General features: G+C 48.3%; 18 protein-coding genes. 6 read left to right on the plus strand and 12 right to left on the minus strand.

Features of this window, described 5'->3' with window-relative positions:
- Positions 1-4: 4 nt before the first annotated feature.
- From DES37_RS16095 to DES37_RS16125, 7 genes are all read right to left on the minus strand, one after another.
- Positions 5-772, minus strand: coding sequence for a MaoC family dehydratase (locus DES37_RS16095; protein ID WP_170123783.1), 768 nt, complete (start codon positions 770-772; stop codon positions 5-7).
- Entirely contained in the window at positions 772-2019 is a 1248-nt protein-coding gene (locus tag DES37_RS16100; RefSeq protein ID WP_110026746.1) for a beta-ketoacyl-[acyl-carrier-protein] synthase family protein, read from the minus strand. The genes DES37_RS16095 and DES37_RS16100 overlap by 1 nt, the downstream gene beginning before the upstream one ends.
- Complete coding sequence (locus tag DES37_RS16105; protein WP_110026747.1) at positions 2016-3407, minus strand: efflux transporter outer membrane subunit; 1392 nt, start codon at positions 3405-3407, stop codon at positions 2016-2018. Before DES37_RS16105 ends, DES37_RS16100 begins: the two co-directional genes overlap by 4 nt.
- Positions 3407-5356, minus strand: a complete 1950-nt coding sequence (locus DES37_RS16110; protein ID WP_110026749.1) for an ABC transporter permease — start codon at positions 5354-5356, stop codon at positions 3407-3409. The genes DES37_RS16105 and DES37_RS16110 overlap by 1 nt, the downstream gene beginning before the upstream one ends.
- On the minus strand, positions 5343-6509 hold the full coding sequence (locus tag DES37_RS16115) for an efflux RND transporter periplasmic adaptor subunit (RefSeq protein ID WP_110026751.1): 1167 nt from the start codon (positions 6507-6509) through the stop codon (positions 5343-5345). The genes DES37_RS16110 and DES37_RS16115 overlap by 14 nt, the downstream gene beginning before the upstream one ends.
- A 77-nt stretch (positions 6510-6586) precedes the next feature.
- A complete protein-coding gene (locus DES37_RS16120) occupies positions 6587-6811 on the minus strand; it encodes a hypothetical protein (protein ID WP_146211525.1) in 225 nt (74 codons plus the stop codon).
- A 421-nt stretch (positions 6812-7232) separates the two neighbouring features.
- Positions 7233-8891, minus strand: coding sequence for an FAD-dependent oxidoreductase (locus DES37_RS16125; protein WP_110026828.1), 1659 nt, complete (start codon positions 8889-8891; stop codon positions 7233-7235).
- Between the two features lie 202 nt (positions 8892-9093).
- Between DES37_RS16125 and DES37_RS16130 the strand changes: the two genes are divergently transcribed.
- The 3 genes from DES37_RS16130 to DES37_RS16140 are packed head-to-tail and all read left to right on the plus strand — an operon-like array spanning position 9094 to position 10290.
- Positions 9094-9426, plus strand: a complete 333-nt coding sequence (locus DES37_RS16130) for an ArsR/SmtB family transcription factor (RefSeq protein WP_036103236.1) — start codon at positions 9094-9096, stop codon at positions 9424-9426.
- 10 nt (positions 9427-9436) lie between these two features.
- Positions 9437-9868 (plus strand): YeeE/YedE family protein, encoded by a 432-nt coding sequence (locus DES37_RS16135; RefSeq protein ID WP_110026754.1) that lies wholly within the window; start codon positions 9437-9439, stop codon positions 9866-9868.
- 5 nt (positions 9869-9873) lie between these two features.
- Positions 9874-10290, plus strand: a complete 417-nt coding sequence (locus DES37_RS16140) for a DUF6691 family protein (protein WP_110026756.1) — start codon at positions 9874-9876, stop codon at positions 10288-10290.
- 20 nt (positions 10291-10310) lie between these two features.
- Here the strand turns inward: DES37_RS16140 and DES37_RS16145 are convergent, their stop codons facing one another.
- Positions 10311-10703 carry a potassium channel family protein gene (locus DES37_RS16145; RefSeq protein ID WP_110026758.1) on the minus strand — a complete coding sequence of 131 codons (393 nt, stop codon included), beginning with the start codon at positions 10701-10703 and terminating at the stop codon, positions 10311-10313.
- 583 nt (positions 10704-11286) lie between these two features.
- Between DES37_RS16145 and DES37_RS16150 the strand changes: the two genes are divergently transcribed.
- The 3 genes from DES37_RS16150 (at position 11287) to DES37_RS16160 (ending at position 14742) form a co-directional block, all read left to right on the plus strand.
- The gene (locus DES37_RS16150; protein ID WP_110026759.1) at positions 11287-11943 is read left to right on the plus strand and encodes a helix-turn-helix domain-containing protein; all 657 of its coding nucleotides are present in this window, start codon (positions 11287-11289) and stop codon (positions 11941-11943) included.
- 75 nt (positions 11944-12018) lie between these two features.
- Positions 12019-12954, plus strand: a complete 936-nt coding sequence (locus tag DES37_RS16155) for a LysR family transcriptional regulator (RefSeq protein WP_036103225.1) — start codon at positions 12019-12021, stop codon at positions 12952-12954.
- A gap of 1113 nt (positions 12955-14067) precedes the next feature.
- Positions 14068-14742 (plus strand): hypothetical protein, encoded by a 675-nt coding sequence (locus tag DES37_RS16160; RefSeq protein WP_110026760.1) that lies wholly within the window; start codon positions 14068-14070, stop codon positions 14740-14742.
- 282 nt (positions 14743-15024) lie between these two features.
- Here DES37_RS16160 and DES37_RS16165 read toward each other — a convergent pair whose 3' ends face one another.
- From DES37_RS16165 to DES37_RS16180, 4 genes are all read right to left on the minus strand, one after another.
- Positions 15025-15372: a colicin V synthesis protein gene (locus DES37_RS16165; protein WP_245930104.1), complete on the minus strand. Its 348-nt coding sequence runs from the start codon at positions 15370-15372 to the stop codon at positions 15025-15027.
- A gap of 137 nt (positions 15373-15509) precedes the next feature.
- Entirely contained in the window at positions 15510-15851 is a 342-nt protein-coding gene (locus DES37_RS16170) for a hypothetical protein (RefSeq protein WP_110026761.1), read from the minus strand.
- A 202-nt stretch (positions 15852-16053) separates the two neighbouring features.
- Positions 16054-18204, minus strand: coding sequence for a peptidase domain-containing ABC transporter (locus DES37_RS16175; RefSeq protein ID WP_110026763.1), 2151 nt, complete (start codon positions 18202-18204; stop codon positions 16054-16056).
- A gap of 14 nt (positions 18205-18218) precedes the next feature.
- Complete coding sequence (locus DES37_RS16180; protein WP_110026764.1) at positions 18219-19472, minus strand: HlyD family secretion protein; 1254 nt, start codon at positions 19470-19472, stop codon at positions 18219-18221.
- Positions 19473-19481: the final 9 nt, after the last annotated feature.

Raw genomic sequence — 19481 nt, forward strand, 5'->3', positions numbered from 1 at the left:
TTCCTTATGTGGATGTGGTGGCTTTCAGTGTGGTGCGTATTTGCATTGCCAGCTCACCTTGCTGGGTGGCGTGAAGCGTGTTCTGGATAACCCACCCGGATTGCGCAGAGCCCATGAGCAGCGGGTGGTCTGATATGAGTTGCAGGCCTGAGTGTAATGGCAATTCACCCGTGCACAGCCGGGCAGGAAAGGTGATGTCCTGGTGTGTGTGCACTACCGTCGCAGTGCTGAATAAGCGGGTTAACGGTGCTGGCAGGCCTTGCGGGGTGTCAGTCAAAAAAGGGAAATGCCAGGGAGTGTGTAATTGCTGGCGAAACAACACACCGGCAATAAATGCCCATGGCTGGCAAGATAAATCTCGAGGCCATTCATGCTGTAAGGCCGCCAGTTGTGATTTTGGTATTTCCTGGCGGAAAACCGGGGAAGGTGCAGAAACCTTGTTGGCAAAGCTCAGGCGGCTCTGGAGACACTTTTCGCCGCTTTCCAGGTGAATCAGGCGCGCTTTCCCGTGCTCAGCCTCAATCTGATACAGCGCATCGCACAAAACAGGTGCCCGCAGCCGGGCCGAAAATTGCAGTAAAGCGTTCTGCAGACCTGGTGCCGGAACACTCATACGCTGCTGCAAATCCAGTATGACACGCATACCATGTACTAACAGCGCTGGCTGGCCTGCTTTTTGCGCAGCGGCCAGCTCAAAATGGATGGCGTTATAATCACCGGAAAAATGAGCCCAGCTTTGGTTTTGCTGGCGGGTAAAACAACAGGTGTTCATTATGCCCGCCCGATAATCAGCGCTGCGTTTGCACCACCGAAGCCGAAGCTCAGATTCAGTGTGTTGTCGACACGGCAGTACCGGTGGCCTTCCGGTATGTAATCCAGGTCGCATGCCGGGTCTGCTCGTTTCAGGTGAAGTGTTGCTGGCAGTACTTCATGCTGCAGCGCCTGCAGGCAGACAATGGTTTCAAAACTGCCAGCCGCAGCAATTAAATGCCCGCTGTAGGATTTGGTACTGGATACAGGGATCTGAGATGCCTTGTCGCCAAACACCTGGTGAATGGATTCTGTTTCGTTCAGGTCATTGAGTGGTGTGGATGTGCCGTGGGCATTGATATAGCCGATATCATGTGGGCTAAGGCCTGACTGTGCTATTGCCTGCTGCATGGCTGCAATGCGTGCGCGTTTGTCCGGAGCTGGTGCAGTAAAGTCGAAAGCATCTGAATAGTTACCATAGCCTTTGATTTCCCCAAGAATCTGCGCCCCGCGCGCCAGTGCCGTTTCACGCTCTTCCAGGCACAATATGGCAGCACCTTCCGATAACACAAAACCGGATCTGTCCAGGCTGAATGGGCAACAGGCTTTGGTAATATCCTGCGTTTCATGTGTCAGCGCCTGCAGAATGTCTATCATCCAGACAGAAGCATCAGAAAGCAGAGATTCACTGCCACCCGCCAGCATCATCGACATACGGCCAGTACGGATTTGTTCGAATGCATCACCAATGGCGATGGTGCCGGTGGCGCAGGCGGCGACAGGCGTGTTCTGGTAGCCACGTAACCCCCACAACATACTACAGGCGCTGGTTGCCACACTGGGCATGGCATGAAAACAACTGAATGCTGAACCCGCGCCCGCTTGCTGGTAGCCTGCATAGTTAGCGTAAGCATCGTCAATACCGGCCCAGCCACTACCAATGATCACCCCACAAGATAAAGGATCATGTGATTGTGCCAGCGATTGTTCACCAAAAGCCATTGCCATGGCTTCCTGGGCTGCACTGACTGCCAGGCGGGCAAAACGCGGCAAGCGGCGGCGGATGGCGGAAGGGACGTTTTTTAATGCTGGTTCCTGGTCGACCAGCCCAAAAAAGGCGGATTCAATCCCTGCAGTTTTTTTATCCACCAGCCGGTAACCGGTTTGGTAATTCATGATGGCTTCCCAGCTTGTGCTGGCTGATAACCCCAATGGAGTCACTGCACCATAACCGGTGACTACAACGCGTTTTAATTCCGTTTTATTCATGATTCCTCTTCTCCAGTGTACCGGGTTTCTCCACCCCCAATGGCCTGCCACAGTTTCATGGATGCCGTGAGGTAGCTGTACTGACTTTCAATCAGTGATATTTGCTGGTTTAAAACGTTGTCCTGAGCATCGAGTAACACCTGCAATGCCACCTGACCGGCGTTGTACTGTGACTGGGTCAGTACCAGTAGTTGCTGGCTGATAGCGAGCGTAGTGCGCTGATTTTCGCGCTGAATATGGCTGGTCTCACGTTGTGCCAGAGCATCTTCAACCTCGACCAGGGCACTGAGAACCTGCTTGCGGAAGCTTTCTTCCGCCTGTTTAACCTCCAGTTCTGACTGGGCAATGGTCAGTTGTACGGTACGCCACTGGAGGAATGGCAGGCTGGTAGTGAGGCTTTGTGCCAGACTCTGGTTGCTGAACCACTGGCTGAATAGTGTATGCCCGGCATTCAGACTGGCACCGAGAGTCAGCGAAGGGAAAAAGCTAAGCCGGGCGACATCGTTACCCGCCAGAGTTGCGCGTAAGCGCCACTCGGCAGCGCGCACATCCGGGCGGCGGGCAATGACTTCGACTGGCAGAGCCAGAGGGACACCAATGTTCTGCCCGGTGTCCAGCGCGTCTATTTCCGGAGCACGGTTCAGGTGGGGTTGGTTGTAGATAAGTGCCAGTGCATTACGGGCATTTTCCAACTGTTCACCCAGCGTGCGTAACTGGTGGCGTTGCGCCAATAGCGTTTGCTGGTTGGTTAAGCGGTCACGTTCACCCGCTGCACCTGCCTGATATTTGGTTTCGACCAGTTGGCCGGTGCGTTCTGCGAGGTGTAACCGGGTATTGTGCAGCGTGATAAGTTGATTGAGCCGGGCAATATTCCAGTAGTGTTGTGCGGTGGTGCCGATCAGCATCAGTATGGTGTTTTGCAGGTCTTCAGCACTGGCTTCGCTGCTCCAGTGGCTCTGTTCCCGGGTACGAGCCAGTTTGCCCCAGAGATCCAGTTCGTAACTCAGAGAAAAGCCAGCGCTGTAGCTCTCTACAGAGGGGGTATTTGACTGTAATTGCCGACTGTTACTGGCGCTGGCCGATGCGCCGACATCAGGAGTCAGATTGGTATTAACCAGTTGTGTGCCAAGGCGGGACTGGCGCAGTTGTAAACCGGCAATCACCAGGTCACTGTTGTGTGTCAAAACCTGAGCAATCAGCCCGGAGAGTTGTGGGTCGCCAAAGGCATGCCACCAGTTTTCATTATTTTCAAGGTAACCTACACCCGTGTTACTGGCACGCCAGTTGGGTGGCAGAGAAATCTCTGCCGGAGCCGCGTTGTGCCTGAGCCAGGCTCCGCATCCACTCAGGGCTGGCAGCAGTAGCAGAAGTGTAATCAGTCTTAACATTATTGATGCGCCAGTGCGGTAACCGGGTTCATGCGTGCTGCATTCCGGGCCGGGAAATAACCGAACCCCAGACCGACCAGTGCGGAAAAGGCGCAGGCCAGGATAACCGGTGTGAAGGTGAATACAAGGGTGAACTGAGTGGTCACCAGGGAGAACAACACTCCCAGTAGCATGACGCTGGCAATACCTGCTATCCCTCCCAGTAAACAGATGACCATAGCTTCAATCAGAAACTGGCGTTTGATATCGCTGGGGCGAGCACCTACGGATAAGCGCAGGCCAATTTCATGGATCCTTTCCGTGACAGAAACCAGCATGATATTCATGACACCAACACCACCAACCAGCAGAGAAATTGCAGAAATAGCGGTGGTCAGTAAGGTCATTGAACGGGATACGTTTTTTACCATTTCTTCCAGACTGTCATTGGTAACAGTAAAAAAGTCCCGTTGCCCGTGGGCCTGCTCAAGGTGGTTTTCCAGCGTGGCCCGGACCTGCTCCAGTGGCAGGCTGGCAGTGACACTGACCTGAATCGACTGGAAAGGAGTGTCGCCCGTTAAGCGCTGCATAAAGGCTGTCCAGGGGATCCAGATACGCAATGAGGTGTTGCCGCCAAAGCGGGATTCGACGTTGCGCACCACTCCGCTGATACGAAAAGGCACACCTGAAATATGGATAATTTGCCCGGTTGGATTGATTCCGTTGGTAAACAGCGCATCAGCCAGCCGTGATTCGATAACAGCAATTGCTTCGCTGGTGGTGACCTGGTGAGCGTAAAATGGTTGCCCTTCGATAAAAGTCTGGTTGTGCAGAAAATCATGACTGACACCGGTTATTGTGGCATCAGCATAGTGAGTAAACCAGCTGGCTGTAGCGCTGGTACTGACGACCGGGGATAGCCTTTCTATGAATGGCAGTGATTTCAGTGCCTCAAGATCAGCCCGGCTGAGTGCATTATCGAAATCGCGGTTTGATGTGGCCCAGCCCAGGCCCGGGCGAATTTCAATGGCCTGGTGATCGAGCTGGCTGATATCCGCCATAATGCGCTGATGCGCACCTTCCCCGATAGCCACAGAAGCAATAACCGACGCAATTCCAATGATGATGCCAAGCATGGACAACAACGCCCGGACTTTATGACCTGTCAGAGCACGCCAGGCGGTTTGTATTGCATCGGCGAGACTGCGCCAAAAATGAGGTGGCTGGCATGCCATGGTGGTTGGCGGTAACGGGGCAGAAGGACATTGGGTATCGCTGGCCGGGATGTCACTAATAATATGACCATCATGCAGGGTGATAACCCGGTGTGCCTGCGCGGCAATCTCCGGGTCATGCGTGACAACAATAATGGTATGACCCGCCTGATTCAGGGTATGGAGTAGTGACATAACATCCTGGCCGGTGGTACTGTCCAGTGCTCCTGTAGGCTCGTCAGCCAAAATAATGTCAGCGCCATTCATCAGAGCCCGCGCGATACTGACACGTTGTTGTTGCCCACCAGATAGCTGATTTGGGCGGAAAGCAAGGCGGTCGCCCAGGTTCAGTTCATTGAGCAGGTGAGCGGCCCGCTGTTTACGCTCAGAGGCTGCCATTCCGGTATAACTTGCCGGAATACAGACATTTTCCAGCGCATTTAAATAAGGCAGTAAGTGATAACGCTGAAAGACAAATCCAATATGGTTGCCCCGAAAAGTGGACAGCGCTTCCGCAGAGAGTTGTTGTGTTGGCGTACCGGCAATAATGCGCTCACCTGCACTGGGTGTGTCCAGGCAACCAATGATGTTCATTAATGTCGATTTCCCTGATCCGGAAGGGCCAACGATTGCAACAAACTCACCCCGGGTGATTTCCAGAGTAATGTTGTTGAGTGCGCACACTGTTTCCTGCCCGTTGGCAAACTGGTGTGAAACCCGGTTCAGGGAAATATAAGGGGAATTAGCGGAGTGCATGTGCGTTCTCACCCAGCATGATGGTTTCACCTGCATTCAACCCGGAAATAATTTCAACATATTCATGATTACTGATACCGGTGGTAACTAACCGCTCAGTAACCTGGCTGGCGTCTTTAACCTGTACCCAGTACTGGCCATTTTCGTTGCCAGGTCGCAGAACCGCCTGGAGTGGCAGGCGCAATACTTGTTTTACCTGCGCTGTGATAATAAAAATCTGTGCCGTCATGGCGGGTTTGAGTTGCCTGTCGGGGTTGGCAATATTGAAAACACCGTTGTAATAAACCGCAGAGGTGTTCAGGGCTGAGCTATTCCCATTGCCGGTTTCCTTCAGCAAATCATCCGGTGCCTGTTGAATGGTGCCTAACTGGCTGTCGTAACGGTGTTCTGGTGCGGCAATGATATAGAACCACAGTGGCTGGCCTTGCCGTACTTTCAGAATGTCTGCTTCTGAAATACGTGTATGGATACTCATGTTATCCAGATTGGCGAGGATCATAATGGTGGGCGCAGACTGGGATGAGACAATGGTTTGCCCTTCCTGAGTCAGAATGCCGAGTACCTCACCATCAATCGGGGCTGTAATTTTGGTATAAGCAAGATTGGCCTCCGCGGTTTCTACCGATAAACGAGCCTGGTCAATTTGAATACTGTTCGCCTTAAGCTGGGCCTGATTGATGTCATACTGGAGCTGTGCGTTTTCCTGTTCACTGGGAATGGCTGCGCCATCTTTCGCCATCTGGTTCTGGCGGTTTAACTCACGTAATGCCTGGTCAACATTTAATTGGGCTATTTCCCTTTGGATCAGTGCATTTTCTAGCTCTGCACGGGCGCGGTTGACTTCGCTTTGTTGTAGTGTTGGGTCTATTTCTGCCAGTAATTGCCCACGAGTGACTTTTTCCCCTTCTTTAACATGTAATTTATGTAACTGGCCATTTACCTGAGCACCGACACTGACCTGCTCTGAGGGCTTAAGTACCCCGGTGGCTAATATATAACTTTCAATATCACCATAATCAACAATACCTGTTTGCTGTAAATAGGATTTCTCGCTGGTGGAGGAAAGATAGAATAGCGGCAATAAAAGTAGTATAGCCACCATCAAAACAAGCAGGTGTTTTTTATTTAATAATAAAGAAAGTGTTTTTTTCATGGTTAAACTATTGGCATGTTTATATACCCTCCGTTATTTTTCAATAATCCCGATAAATAACGGAGGGAATGACTTAATTACTTCTCGTCACAACGTTTCGCGGTACCGTCTTTATTGATTCCATCATCACGGTACCAGCCATTTGATGCAGGTGCTGCTGCACTTTGGCGCCAGTAGCACAGACCATACGGGCCTTCTTTCCAGCGCACACCGTCTTTGTCAATCCAGATGTTGCTGCCACCATTGATTTTTTCTGCTGCCTGCATATCCAGGACAGTCGCGAATGCCATTGCGTGACTCATGAATACCTCTTTTAAAATAGAAAACATTAACAATAAAGTGTGAACTCATTTTTTTTGAAACCCAGTCACTGAGTTTTATGGAGTAACGCACAGATTCCCATAATATTATTAAGTGACGTGGATCCTTAAATTAAATGAGATGAGCTTACCCATCATAGTTAAATGATGCTGTGAAAGGACTCCGTTGTATGGATGAACCTGTGTAGCATTAAAGGGTAAATTCGCGGCGAAGTTTATAATCATTTTTATATGGTGATCAATTAGTATTTATAGTAATGATGAATATTAGGAATTTTTAAATAAGGATAGGATTATTTTTTTCTGGGGGATGAGGGGTTTTATTTTTTTTGTCAACATATGTGTTATTTTTTAGTGAAAATAGCCAGAGTGAAGAAGTAATTTTACACTCTGGCTCTGGTATTTATTCAGTTGCCTGTAGTACGGCCTGCCAGGTTTTAAAACCGCCACTCAGATTACGGGCGCGGAAACCTTGTGCGGTGAGAATGCGATACGCAACATGGCCGCGCAACCCGCTTTGGCAGCCAATCAGGATCTCTTTGTCTTTCGGCAGCCTGCCCAGATTTTCCCGTAATGTATCCAGCGGGATCGATAACGCATTAGGGTACTCACCAAACTGCGTCAGTTCGCCGGGGTTGCGGATATCCAGCAGGCACTGGGTTGCCGGGTCAAGCTGTTGAATGTCGCTGGCATGGCAAATCGCTGTGTCACCAAACAGCACGTTGGTTGCCACCATCCCAGCCTGGTTTACTACATCGCGCGCACTGTTAAAGGGTGGGGCATAGGTCAGTTCCAGGTGTTCAAGGTCGGCTACTTTCATGCCTGCCCGCTGGGCGACAGCCAGCACATCAATGCGTTTATCTACCCCGTTTTGCCCACTGGCCTGAGCACCGAGGATCGTACCATTTTGCGGATCAAACAGCAGTTTAAGGCTGATCATTGCAGCACCTGGGTAGTAACTGGCGTGATCTGCACTGTGGACGTACACCTTTTCATAACGGCGGCCGCGTGCAGCCAGTTGTTTCTCATTCGCGCCACAACTGCCAATACTTAGCGAGAAGACTTTGCAGATGGCGGTTCCCTGGCTGCCGCGATAAGTGCTTCCCCGGTTCATCAGCATGTTGTCTGCAGCGATGCGCCCCTGGCGGTTTGCCGGGCCTGCCAGCGGAATTAATGTGGGAGACTGGAACACCAGATCCTGGGTTTCAACGGCATCGCCCACGGCATAGATACCTGGCACCGAAGTCTGCATTTGCGCATTAACCCGGATACCGCCACGCTCACCTGTGGCAATCCCTGCGTCTGTTGCCAGGCGGCTTTCCGGCTTCACGCCAATCGCCAGCAACACCATACCGGTGCGTAATTTTTCCCCGGAGGAAAGCTCAACGCTTAACCCGGCGACATCCCGCGTAACCTGCTTCAGTGCGGTTTTCAGGCGCAGGTCAACACCGTGGTTACGTATTTCCTGGTGAAGTGCTGAGGCCATTTCCGGGTCTACCGGGGCCATCACCTGGTTGCCCATTTCCAGTAGCGTTACGCTCATGCCACGCTCTGTCAGTGCTTCCATCACTTCTAACCCAATAAAACCACCACCCACCAGTGTGGCATGTGAAACATCGTGTTGTTTTATCCAGGCGATAATGGCGTCCATATCATTGATACTGCGCAGGGAAAAAACACCGGTTTCGTTCAGCCCTGGTAACGGCGGCACAATTGGAGCAGCGCCTGTGCTGAGCAATAAGCGATCCCAGGTTTCGGTGTAATTTTCGCCGGTTGTGAGGTTCTTCACGGTGACGGATTTCTGTTCCGGATCAATAGCGAGCACTTCATGGCGCACGCGCACATCAATATTGAACCTGGTTTTGAAATCTTGCGGCGTTTTCAGGATAAGCGACTGTCGCTCGGGAATGACACCGCCAATGTGGTAGGGCAGGCCGCAGTTGGCGAACGAAACATATTCGCCACGCTCCAGCACGATAATTTCTGCATCTTCACTCAGGCGCCTGGCCCTTGCCGCAGCCGAAGCACCACCGGCAACACCACCAACGATTACAATTTTCATCATATCCTCTCTTAAAGCCTGCTCAGGCAGGCCGGTGTTTGCCCGTGTTCTGCCGGGCAATGCGCCTGTCACTCATCGAAAATCAGGGTAATCGGTGAGGTTAAGCCTGGTGCGTGTGACCAGAAAAAAGCGTGACAGCGCCTGAAATACTACACTATACTTAATAATATTATATAAAATCATATATTGTTGGATGTCAATGATGCCAGAACATGATCAGCAAGATTTTTATGACGCGATGAAACTTGCCGCTCAGGGCGCGGCAGATGTTCTGCGTGGTTTATCGAACAGCGACCGGCTGCTGTTGATGTGCCAGTTAAGCCAGGGCGAAGCCAGTGTGGCGCAACTGGAAGAGGCCGTGGGGATTCACCAGCCTACGCTTTCTCAGCAACTGGGGGTTATGCGCCGCCTCAAACTGGTAGAAACCCGCAGGGAAGGGAAACAAATTTTTTATCGTATTGAAGATAAGCGTGTTTTAACACTACTCACTACGCTGTATGACCTGTACTGCCCCGTCCAGCAAGATGGGGAATGAGGAGCAAGAGATGACAATTAATTTTGCGCAGTTTACGCCAGTTGCCAGTTTCAGTGGTGGGTTGCTGATTGGCCTGGCGGCGATTGTGTTGATCCTGTTTTGTGGGCGTATTGCTGGCATCAGCGGCATTCTTGGTGGCATGTTGCAGCGAGAAACGCGTGCTGAAGGCTGGCGAATTGCATTCCTGCTGGGGTTAATTGGCGCGCCGGTGCTGTACCTGAGCTTTTTCCCCCGGCCGGATATCAGCCTGTCAGCCTCCACACCGCTTATTCTTATCGCCGGGTTACTGGTGGGCGTGGGGACCCGGTTAGGTTCAGGCTGCACCAGCGGCCATGGGGTTTGTGGGTTATCGCGTTTTTCACCACGTTCACTGGCTGCAACACTCACGTTTATGGCGGTGGGTTTTGCCACGGCAACATTACTGGGCTGGTTACGGGGGTAAGGGAGATGCGGATTATCGTTTCGTTTATTGCAGGCCTGGTATTTGGCCTGGGGCTGCTGGTCAGTGGTATGGCAAACCCGGCAAAAGTTCTGGGGTTTCTCGACCTGGCTCACCCATGGGACCCTTCGCTGGCTCTGGTAATGGCCGGGGCCATTGCCGTTGGGGTTGTGGGCTTTAGCATGGCAAAACGGCGCAAAACCGCGATTTGCGGTGGGCCGGTTTCGTTACCCACCCGCCGCACGCTGGATAAAGACCTGTTTTTCGGCGCGGCAATTTTTGGCCTGGGCTGGGGGCTTGCCGGGATTTGCCCAGGGCCGGCACTGGTTCTGGTTGGGGCCGGTTATATCAAAGGGGTGTTGTTTGCCCTGGCGATGCTGGTGGGGATGTGGCTGGCTGGCATCATGCGGCCTGCAGGGCATTAACGCTCATTTTCCGGAGGGGCTTATTCGGTTTTCTGAAATAGCCGAATAAGCACCGCTACTGTCCAACTGACCATCAGTGTTCCGGCCAGGCCTTCAGCGGCACCTGTCAGGCGGAAATCCATTGGTAGCAGCACATCACCGTACCCGACGGTGGCATAGCTGGTCAGGGAAAAGTACATGGCGGTTTCAAAATTAGGCAGCGCGTGTTCAACAGTATAAAAAATAGCAAATATCCCGGCTTCCAGACTGTGGATTAATAACACGGAAACCAGTACCAGAAACAACCGTAACAGCTCGCGGGGAGTATGTTTTTTATCACCGGGTTTGACGCGCAGTATCATAAGCGTCCAGATAGAATGCATCAGCATTAGAACCGCGATAAGCACTACCAGATAATAGAATTGTTTGATCATACCAGAGCCTGAATAGGGTTAAGTCACGCCCTTCCCACCAGGGAAAAGCACCCGGTTTTTTCGTATCAGTTATTTGCCGCCACTGCTCAATAACAAGGTATAGCACCGTGTTGCATTTCTTTCTTCTTTATATTTATGCCATTGTACAGGTTACAGACCGTTGCTCCGGGAGGCGCAGATGGCAGTAACCAGCCTGGAAAAATGTACTCCTTAGAAAATATATGTGACTGGCTTATTTGCATTTTTTGTTCTTAATCAATTGGTTAATTCGTGTCTTATGATGTTGCTGTTTGGTGTGCTCCCTGAATCAGGCGAGCCTGGTATGAATGGCCGTGCACAAAAATACACATATCCCAGCTGGCTTATTTAATGCGTGATTTTTGCTATGAATTATTACTAAGCATATCGCACCAGTATTTATTGAATAATGAAAAAATATAACAATTATCATGATGCTTATTCATATGATTTTTGGGTGTATTAATTTAGTTAATAAGGCTTATTAATATTTATCGTTTTTGGGTTAAAAAGTGCTCGTGATAAATTTTAGGATAATTCTTCGAGAAAGGTCTTAATACATTCTATGTTGCTAAATTTATTTGATGATGGTTCACTGGCGGCCCATGGGGTGAAAACGCTGCTACAGGAACTTACCCAGAATATTCAGCTGTGCACTACTCCGGTATTTGTTTGTAGTGTGGGGATGTCTTACTCAGAAAAAACCCACCAGACAATCAGTTATATTAATGATAACCCGTCCATGCTGGTTATTATGGTAAGCGCGACTGACATGGGGGTATTTCGTTGCAAAGAATACCTGGAATTATTGGGTAACCGGTTGATTTGTATCGACAGTACCTGGTCGGTGGAGCTGATTCGCAGCAAGCTATCTGGCGTGGTTAACGCCTTACCTTCTCTGGCAATAGCCGGCAGCCAGGCGATTAAGGGCAAGAGCAGTGCGCGGCATGAATCGGCTATGGGGTTGTTGAGCCCAACAGAAAATACCGTACTGAAACTGATGCTGAAAGGGTATGACCACCAGTTGATTGGCCGTGTACTGGGTATTTGCAATAAAACAGTCAGCCGCCATAAACGCAGTCTGATGAATAAACTGGGCGTTGATACGCTGGCCGGATTACATGTTTATTTTTGTATGGAAAGTATTTTAACCGGGAATGTAGCCAAAACGACGCTGCCTGTTACTGAAGATATTCAGCTGCATGAAGTATTTCTGATGTAAGTCTGTGTAATAGGGAATATCGGGCCTAAAATGATGTTGGATACGTGACGAACTGATGCCAGCGGGAGAACCAGGATGTTGCAAAGTAACCTTGCGAAAGTCATTAAATATGACGTCAATTTATTAGTCACATTATATTTTTTGCTGAAAACCCGGCAGGTAAGCAAAGCGGCCACGCAGTTATTTATTGGGCAGTCTGCCGTAAGCCATCAACTGGCTCGCTTAAGGGAAGTATTTGATGACCCGCTGCTGGTGCGTTCTGCCCATGGCATGATGATGACGCCGTTCGCTCAACGCCTGTATCCGACGCTGGAAATCATGGTGGCCGACCTGGAAGGGATTTTTGATAAAAACCAGCCCAATACCGAGCCACAGCCAATGAAAGAGACTTACCGGATTTGTGTGCCGGATGATGTCTATATCGATGAAGTCTCGTTACTGTTTTATGATTTTGCCCATAAAGAAGGCCTGGAAGGCAAGGTTACTTTTGAAGTCTTCACGCGTTATGACCAGTGTATTCAGGATCTCAACGACGGAAAAATTGATTTCTTCTTTGGGCAGTGCAATAGCTTATCCAATAATGTTTGTGTGAGTGAACTGGTTGAACTGGAACACTTTTTCACTGTGCGTCGCGGGCACCCGCTGGCCGGGCGGCGCGTGACTTTGCGTGATATTGCCCGTTACCCGTGGATTGAGCTGATGTTCCGCGAGCAACTGGACCTGGTGATTCGCCAGTGTTGGGGGGAAACCATTAAACATATGCGTTGCACCCTGAAAACCTCTTCGGCCAGTGCCGCGCTGGCTCTGATCAATCATTCCGATTCAGTGTGCGTGTTTTCCGGTGATGTCATTGAACGCCGCGGGCTGGAGAAACTGCGCCTGGCGGAACCTGCCCTGAAAACCACAGCCTTCCTTTACTGGCACAAAGTCGTGGACAACGACGGTTTTCACCGCCATATCCGCGAGGGTTTGTTACGCCGTTATGTGCGGGAAAGTGTGTTTGTGCAGTGAATGGTTGTGTGTTCCTGAGACGTATTGCCCGTGTCAGGGCTACACGTCTGCTTTCTTGGGCCTTATATCAAGCTGACTTGATGTTTCTTCACCATGTTTCTATTTATTCATTGGCTCTGTTGTCAAAATAAAGCACAGACTGCTTGTTAGTGAAATAAACACTTGCAGGAGAGTCATGAGTGACATTAACCCGGATTGGCTGTTGCACTACCAGTTACGTCAGTCTATGTGGTTGTGAGTATTATACATTCAGCGAATAGAGCATATAGTGCCTCCGTCAGTCATAATGCATTGTCCGGTTATAACTCTCAATATAAGTATTCTGTTATTGCTTCCCCATCTAAATGAAATTAATGATGATGTTTTTTCGTTCAGCCGATATTATCGGGCAGGAATCATTTTGCCAGTGTGCCGATGATACGCCACTGTGGTGAAATACGTTTCATCTGCAACTCTGCAGTTTATCTGAGTGAACTGTCCTGACTCCGGGTGGGCTTTCTTTATGTGTATTTGCTCTGGATAAAGAAACTTCATCAATTTTGTTACTTGTGAGTAAGGAACATTACCCTGCAAAAATAGAGTATTACTCAGAGAGCACACCTGCTCATGTGCTTCTGAGGTGATTGACCTTTTTTGGTCGTTTTTGTTCAGATGATAAAAACAGTACTACGAGTTAGTGTTTATTGTTTTGTTGTTGTTAAATTATTGTTTAATTATTGGTATTTTTTGTAAAATACCATTTTTGACAGAGTTTTTAATGACACTACATTGTTCGAGTGATAATAGCTACGCTACTAATTATAAGTATTTAACTCTGATTTTTATTGTTGTTATGGATTAATCTATATAAAAATAGTTATTTATTTGATATTTGTGTTTACCTTTTTGTGTTTTTACGGTGTTATATGCTTACTTTTAGCTTGGCGGCTGGTGTGGAACAAGCTAATAGACAAGTCAGAAGTATGCATGGAGCATGGATGTGAAACAAATAAAGTAATATTTAACCTTTCTTATTACCACATGCTGCTCTGTTATGTGGTGCAGTGATGCTATACGTGATTGGTTTTTCGATGGCCTGTTATTATAAATAGAATGCGTTGGAGTGATGCTATTATGTCTGAGCGTTATAAATTGAATTGTAAAAATAATTTTTTAAGTTTATCTCTGGGTGTTGTTCTTGGTAATGTTATCAAGAGCATGAGGTTCTTGCCAGAGCGAAAGGTTAATATATTGGCTATTTATTCAAATGATATAGTATCTGATATTGATCAGTGGAAGGAAGAACGCATTAACAGCTATGATGTTATCTTATGCAGGGATTTTTATTGTGACATAATTAAGCGTTTTATTCCACGGTTGACTGCACGTGTAATTTCTCTTGATAGCACCGTAGAAGTGCTTCAGCATGCTTTGCACCGTGCATTATTATCGGTAAATAAGTTACAGAAAATGTGTGATGCTAGGGAGAAAACTTATATCCATTTCAGCGATGGAGAAAACACATTTATTAGTGACTATTTGTATTTTGCGACACCTGAACGTATTGCTTCAGTAGGCAACTGTACACTGAAATCAGTTTATAACCGCAAGCGTAACCTGATGGAGAGGTTAAGTTGTGGAAGTAACCAGACTCTGTGGCTGACATTAGTTTTTATATTGAACTTTATTAATCGGCCAGAAATTGAGAGAACGCTACCAGGTATGGCTAAAACTCTTTCAGTGCCTTTACTCAATTACATATCATACCAGAGAGATTCCTCGCGCGGGCAGGTGTATGTTTCCTTGTAATGCCTTTTATAGAGGTGATGTGTTAATGAGTATCGCCTCGTAAATTACTGCGCCAGTTCGCACTAATAGAACCAGCAGATTGTTTGAGTATAAGTGACTTGAGGTTGATGGCTTTCTGAAGTTGAAAAAGGGGTTTTTATTTTAGAAGGCTATTTGTCTGAATAATAAATGAAGCAAGAGAAAGTAATAGTTTAACATGAATGCTAATATTAAACCCTCTGTCCATTTGAGTGTACAGAGGGTTGGCATTGAATTAATCATTACAGCTTACAGCTTACAGGTTCAGAGGTGAACCGTATTATTGGTGGATGTTCCCGGGTAGAAACTTCCGCTAATAACATTTTTGTAGAAATTAACGCTGATGTTTTCTACTTCGTCACTATGATCCCAGCCATAGGCAAAACCATAGATACTCCCGGTGACTAAACCAATGGCACCACCAGCGCACATACCTACACATTGCCCAATAGAGCCTATACCCAGCAGGCCACCACCATCACCACCGTGAACACCACCAATGATAGCACCACCACCGGTAGAGGCCACACCAGCCAGCAGGCCTGAATAGATGGCAGAGCTAAAACCCGCACCAGCGACCAGTGTTAACTCATGATCTTTTAATTCATACATATGATTCTTCCCTGATTTGAACTGAAGAATATATGCTTTGATGAGCCCTGGTAAAATAAAGTATGCAGCCTGTTACCAAGAAAAAAGCCTCCACTCAGCAGGGAGAGTGAAGGCTTTTATTTGATCAACTAAATAACTTAGATAGAGTTATTAGTTGAAGTACCCGGGTAGAAGCTACCATTGATTACGCTGTTCCAGAAACTGCTTGTAATGCTTTCTACTTCCTGACCATGGTTGTAACCATATGCAGTACCCCAAATACCCATAGTTACAAGACCAATGCACCCACCAGCAATCATCCCAACGCCCTGGCCGATGGAACCGACACCCAGCAGGCCGCCACCGTCACCACCGTGGACACCACCGATAATTGCCCCACCAGTAAATCCGGCAGCTGCCCCAAGCACACCTGAATACACTGCACTTCCTAAATCGGCACCTGCTACTTCATTTACTTCATTAATTGTTAATTCACGCATTGTGTAGTTTCCTGACTATTTAATGAGAATCATCTCATGTTTATTTGTTGATTATTGTCTTACTGTGTTGTAAGAACAAGTTAATTATTATTCATGGCCAATCATTTTTCTATAGAAAGAAATATGAAAAAATAGAAGTAATAATCTTATAAAGTTACACTGCTCAAAAAATAACTTCCGACTATTAAAAATAGTAGCTATTCTATTTTTCTACTGCTGGATTTGCTCCAGAAAATAAGGTGGATTTCTCTACTTCATTTATTTTTCCATTAGCAACCACAAAAATTCTGTCTGCACTCATTATCGTTTCCGGGCGGTGGGCAATAATAATACGCGTAATGTCCATCTGGCGTATTGCATCATTAATTGCTTTTTCCCGGTAAACATCTAAATGGCTGGTTGCTTCATCCAGCAAGAGAAGGGCGGGTTGTTTATATAAAGCTCTGGCCAGGAACAACCGCTGGATCTGGCCACCAGACAAGGCTGAGCCCATATCGCCAACCAGGCTGTTATATCCCATAGGCATGGCGACAATGTCGTCATGTACTTGTGCCAGTTTCGCTGCTTCCTCAACACGCGCCATATCGAAGTCAGCATCAAAGAAGCAGATATTGTCGAGTATCGAACCAGCGAATAACTGGTCGTCCTGCATAACGCTGCCGGTATGCTGGCGTACCCATGTCATGCCCAGGCGGGTATTTTCAACGTTATCAATAAAGATTGAGCCTTCTTCTGCGCGTAGCAGGCCCAGTAATAACCGTGCCAGTGTGGTTTTACCCTGCCCGGAAGGGCCCACAATGGCGATAGACTCACCGGCCTGTATTTGGAGGCTGGCATTACGCAAAATCCATGGTTCTGCAGGGGAGTAGCGAAACGAGAGATTATTAACAGACACCGGAATAGCGTGGCTTGCTTGTGGGTGATTACTGATATTCTCCATATCCGTTTCGCGTTCAGTAAGCACGATGTCGGACAAACGCTCACCATGCAGGCGTAACATACGGAATTCAATGAATGCGTCGATGAGGCCTGAAGCACGGCTAATGAACTGGTCAGAAAACGAAATAAATGACATCAGCATCCCGCTGGTAAAGTTCCCGTCCATCACCTCCAGAGCCGCCAGCCAGATAAGTACTATGCGGCCAACTCCTGATAAAATGCCCTGCACGCTGGAGAAAAGTATTGATAATCGCTGAATACGAATGCCGTTGTTTGTCGCTTCTACCAGTTCGTTGGTATAAGTGGCAACACGCATATTTTGCCGGTTATTGAGCATTATTGCCTGAGAACCCCGAATAGATTCAATCAACTGGCTTTGTACGTCGGCATTGGCAATCATCTGGTCTTCGTTCGCCTGGCGAAAAGGGCGAAAGGCAACCAGGCGCACAGTACTGTAGGCGAGGAAAAGCCCGCAGACGATAATTGCCAAATGAGCGTTGTAAATCACGATAATCGCAAAAGTAGCTACAGACATGACGCCATCAAAGACGGATGCAATAAAACGCGTGGTCAGGGTGCTCTGAATATTGTTGATTGACCCAAAGCGAGAGACGATGTCGCCCATATGGCGGTCTTCGAACCAGAACTGAGGAAGATTAAGCAGGTGGGCGCAAATATTACTCGACCACTGTACGCTGAGCATGCTGGAAAACCAGGTGGTTACCCATGTTCGCAGGGCAGTGATGCCATTTTGCAGTAATACAGAGATAATAAATGCACACCCCAGTAACGTCAGCAAATCATAGTCGGCTGAGACGAGTACCTGGTCCAGCACCCACTGCATATAGAATGGGGTAATAATACCGAAAATCTCCAGTGCAAGTGTCAACACCATCAACTGAATAAACGCGGCTTTGACGCCGGTTACGTTACCAATCAGTCTTAGCATGGAGAGTGAAACTTTCTCTTCTTTCTTCTCAAAGTTAGCTTTCGGGACTAACTCCAGAGCGATACCAGTGAAGTAACTGGACACTTCTTTCATACGAACGATGCGTTTCCCACGAGCAGGGTCGTGGATAACTGCCTTATCGCCATTGACCTCTGCCAGTACCACATAATGTTTCATGTCCCAGTGCAAAATGGCGGGTAACCGGAGCTGTGAAAGCTCTTCAACTTCAAGGCGTAGTGCCCGGCAAACCATATTTAAATGGCTCCCAAGGTTAATGACATCTGTCAGTGTGCTGCCTTTCAGTGAGGTCGCGTACTTTTTGCGCAGTGTTAACATATCCATTTTGTTGCCGTAATAACCGGCAACCATGCCAATACAGGCCAGGCCACATTCTGCTGCCTGAGTCTGGCGCAATAGTGGGAGCGTATTACGCCCGGAGAAACGTAGTTTATTAATAAAATCCATGGTGATTTCCGTATTCAGAAGCGTTTGCCAAGAGCGTAAAGTGGTTCCAGAACCCATTGGTAGAGGCGGCGCTTATCAACGATAAAGTCTGCATCGAGAGCGCTTCCCGGGTGAAGCCGGTAATCATCGCCATAAGCATTGATAGACTGTTTATCAAGAGCAATCTTGACCTGATAAAATTGCTCCTGGGCCTGATTGTCTCCGGTAACTGAGGCAACATCTTTGGGTGTCAGGGCCGTTTCTGATACTTCAATTACCCGGCCGTATTGCTGGCCAAACTTCTGATACGGGAAAGATTCGTAGCGCAAAACAACTCTTTGCCCGGTTTTAATGAAACCCACTGCACGGCTACTGAGCATCACACGAGCCTGAAGCTTGCCTTTGCTGGGAAGAAGTGAAGCCAGTGTCTGGCCTGCCGTTACCATTTGCCCTTTTTTTACCAGCACAGAGCCGACCACCGAATCGGCTGGCGCGGTAAGAAGGGTTGCCCGACGGGATTCGTTTTCCAGTAACGACTGTGCGACATCCGCCAGTTTTTGTGAGATATCGTTTTTCTGCTTCAGGTAGTTAATGGGCTGCTCGATTTTTTGCTGTTCCAGCTCTGCCAGTTGCTGTCTTAACTCCAGCAACTGCCGGCTGACGTCCTGCATACGCACAACAGACTCCAGGCGAGTAGAGTCTTGTTGCTCAATTTGAGAATTCGAGGCATAACCTTCCCGGCGTAATGCCTGGAGTTTGTTGAGCTTCTGTTGTTCTATACCTGTCTGTGTTCTTCGCTGCCTGTGGATTAACTGCAACTGTGCAACCTGCTCTTTAAGCAGGGCAATACGGTCACTGAGCCCTTGCAAGGTAGAGATATTTAGCGCATCAAGGTTATTGAGTTCATCTTTGAGTACTTGTTGTTGTGCATGCAGTTGGTGGGAGATCTCTTCCCGGGTTTTCCCCAGTGAAGTCGATACTTCAGAAGAAACAGAGGCTACGTTATCACCTTGCCTAATCTGCTGACCTTCTTTGACCAAAAGCTCTGTTACTGTACCGCCATTGGTGGCAACAATATCCATCACACCATTTTGTGGTACTAGTGTTCCTTTGGCACTCTCGCGTTTTGTATAAGAACCAAAAGTGAGTAATGAAACCAGCGCTATGGCGATAACACCGACAAAAGTGATTACCAGCCAGCGCCATGGCGGAGTGTAAAGAACGACGGAGCCAATAGATTTTGCGCGGTTGTTATCTATCGCTTGTTGGCGAAAAAGTTGTTCTGACATAGTGAATCA

The organism is Mangrovibacter plantisponsor (assembly GCF_003182475.1).
Classification (GTDB): domain Bacteria; phylum Pseudomonadota; class Gammaproteobacteria; order Enterobacterales; family Enterobacteriaceae; genus Mangrovibacter; species Mangrovibacter plantisponsor.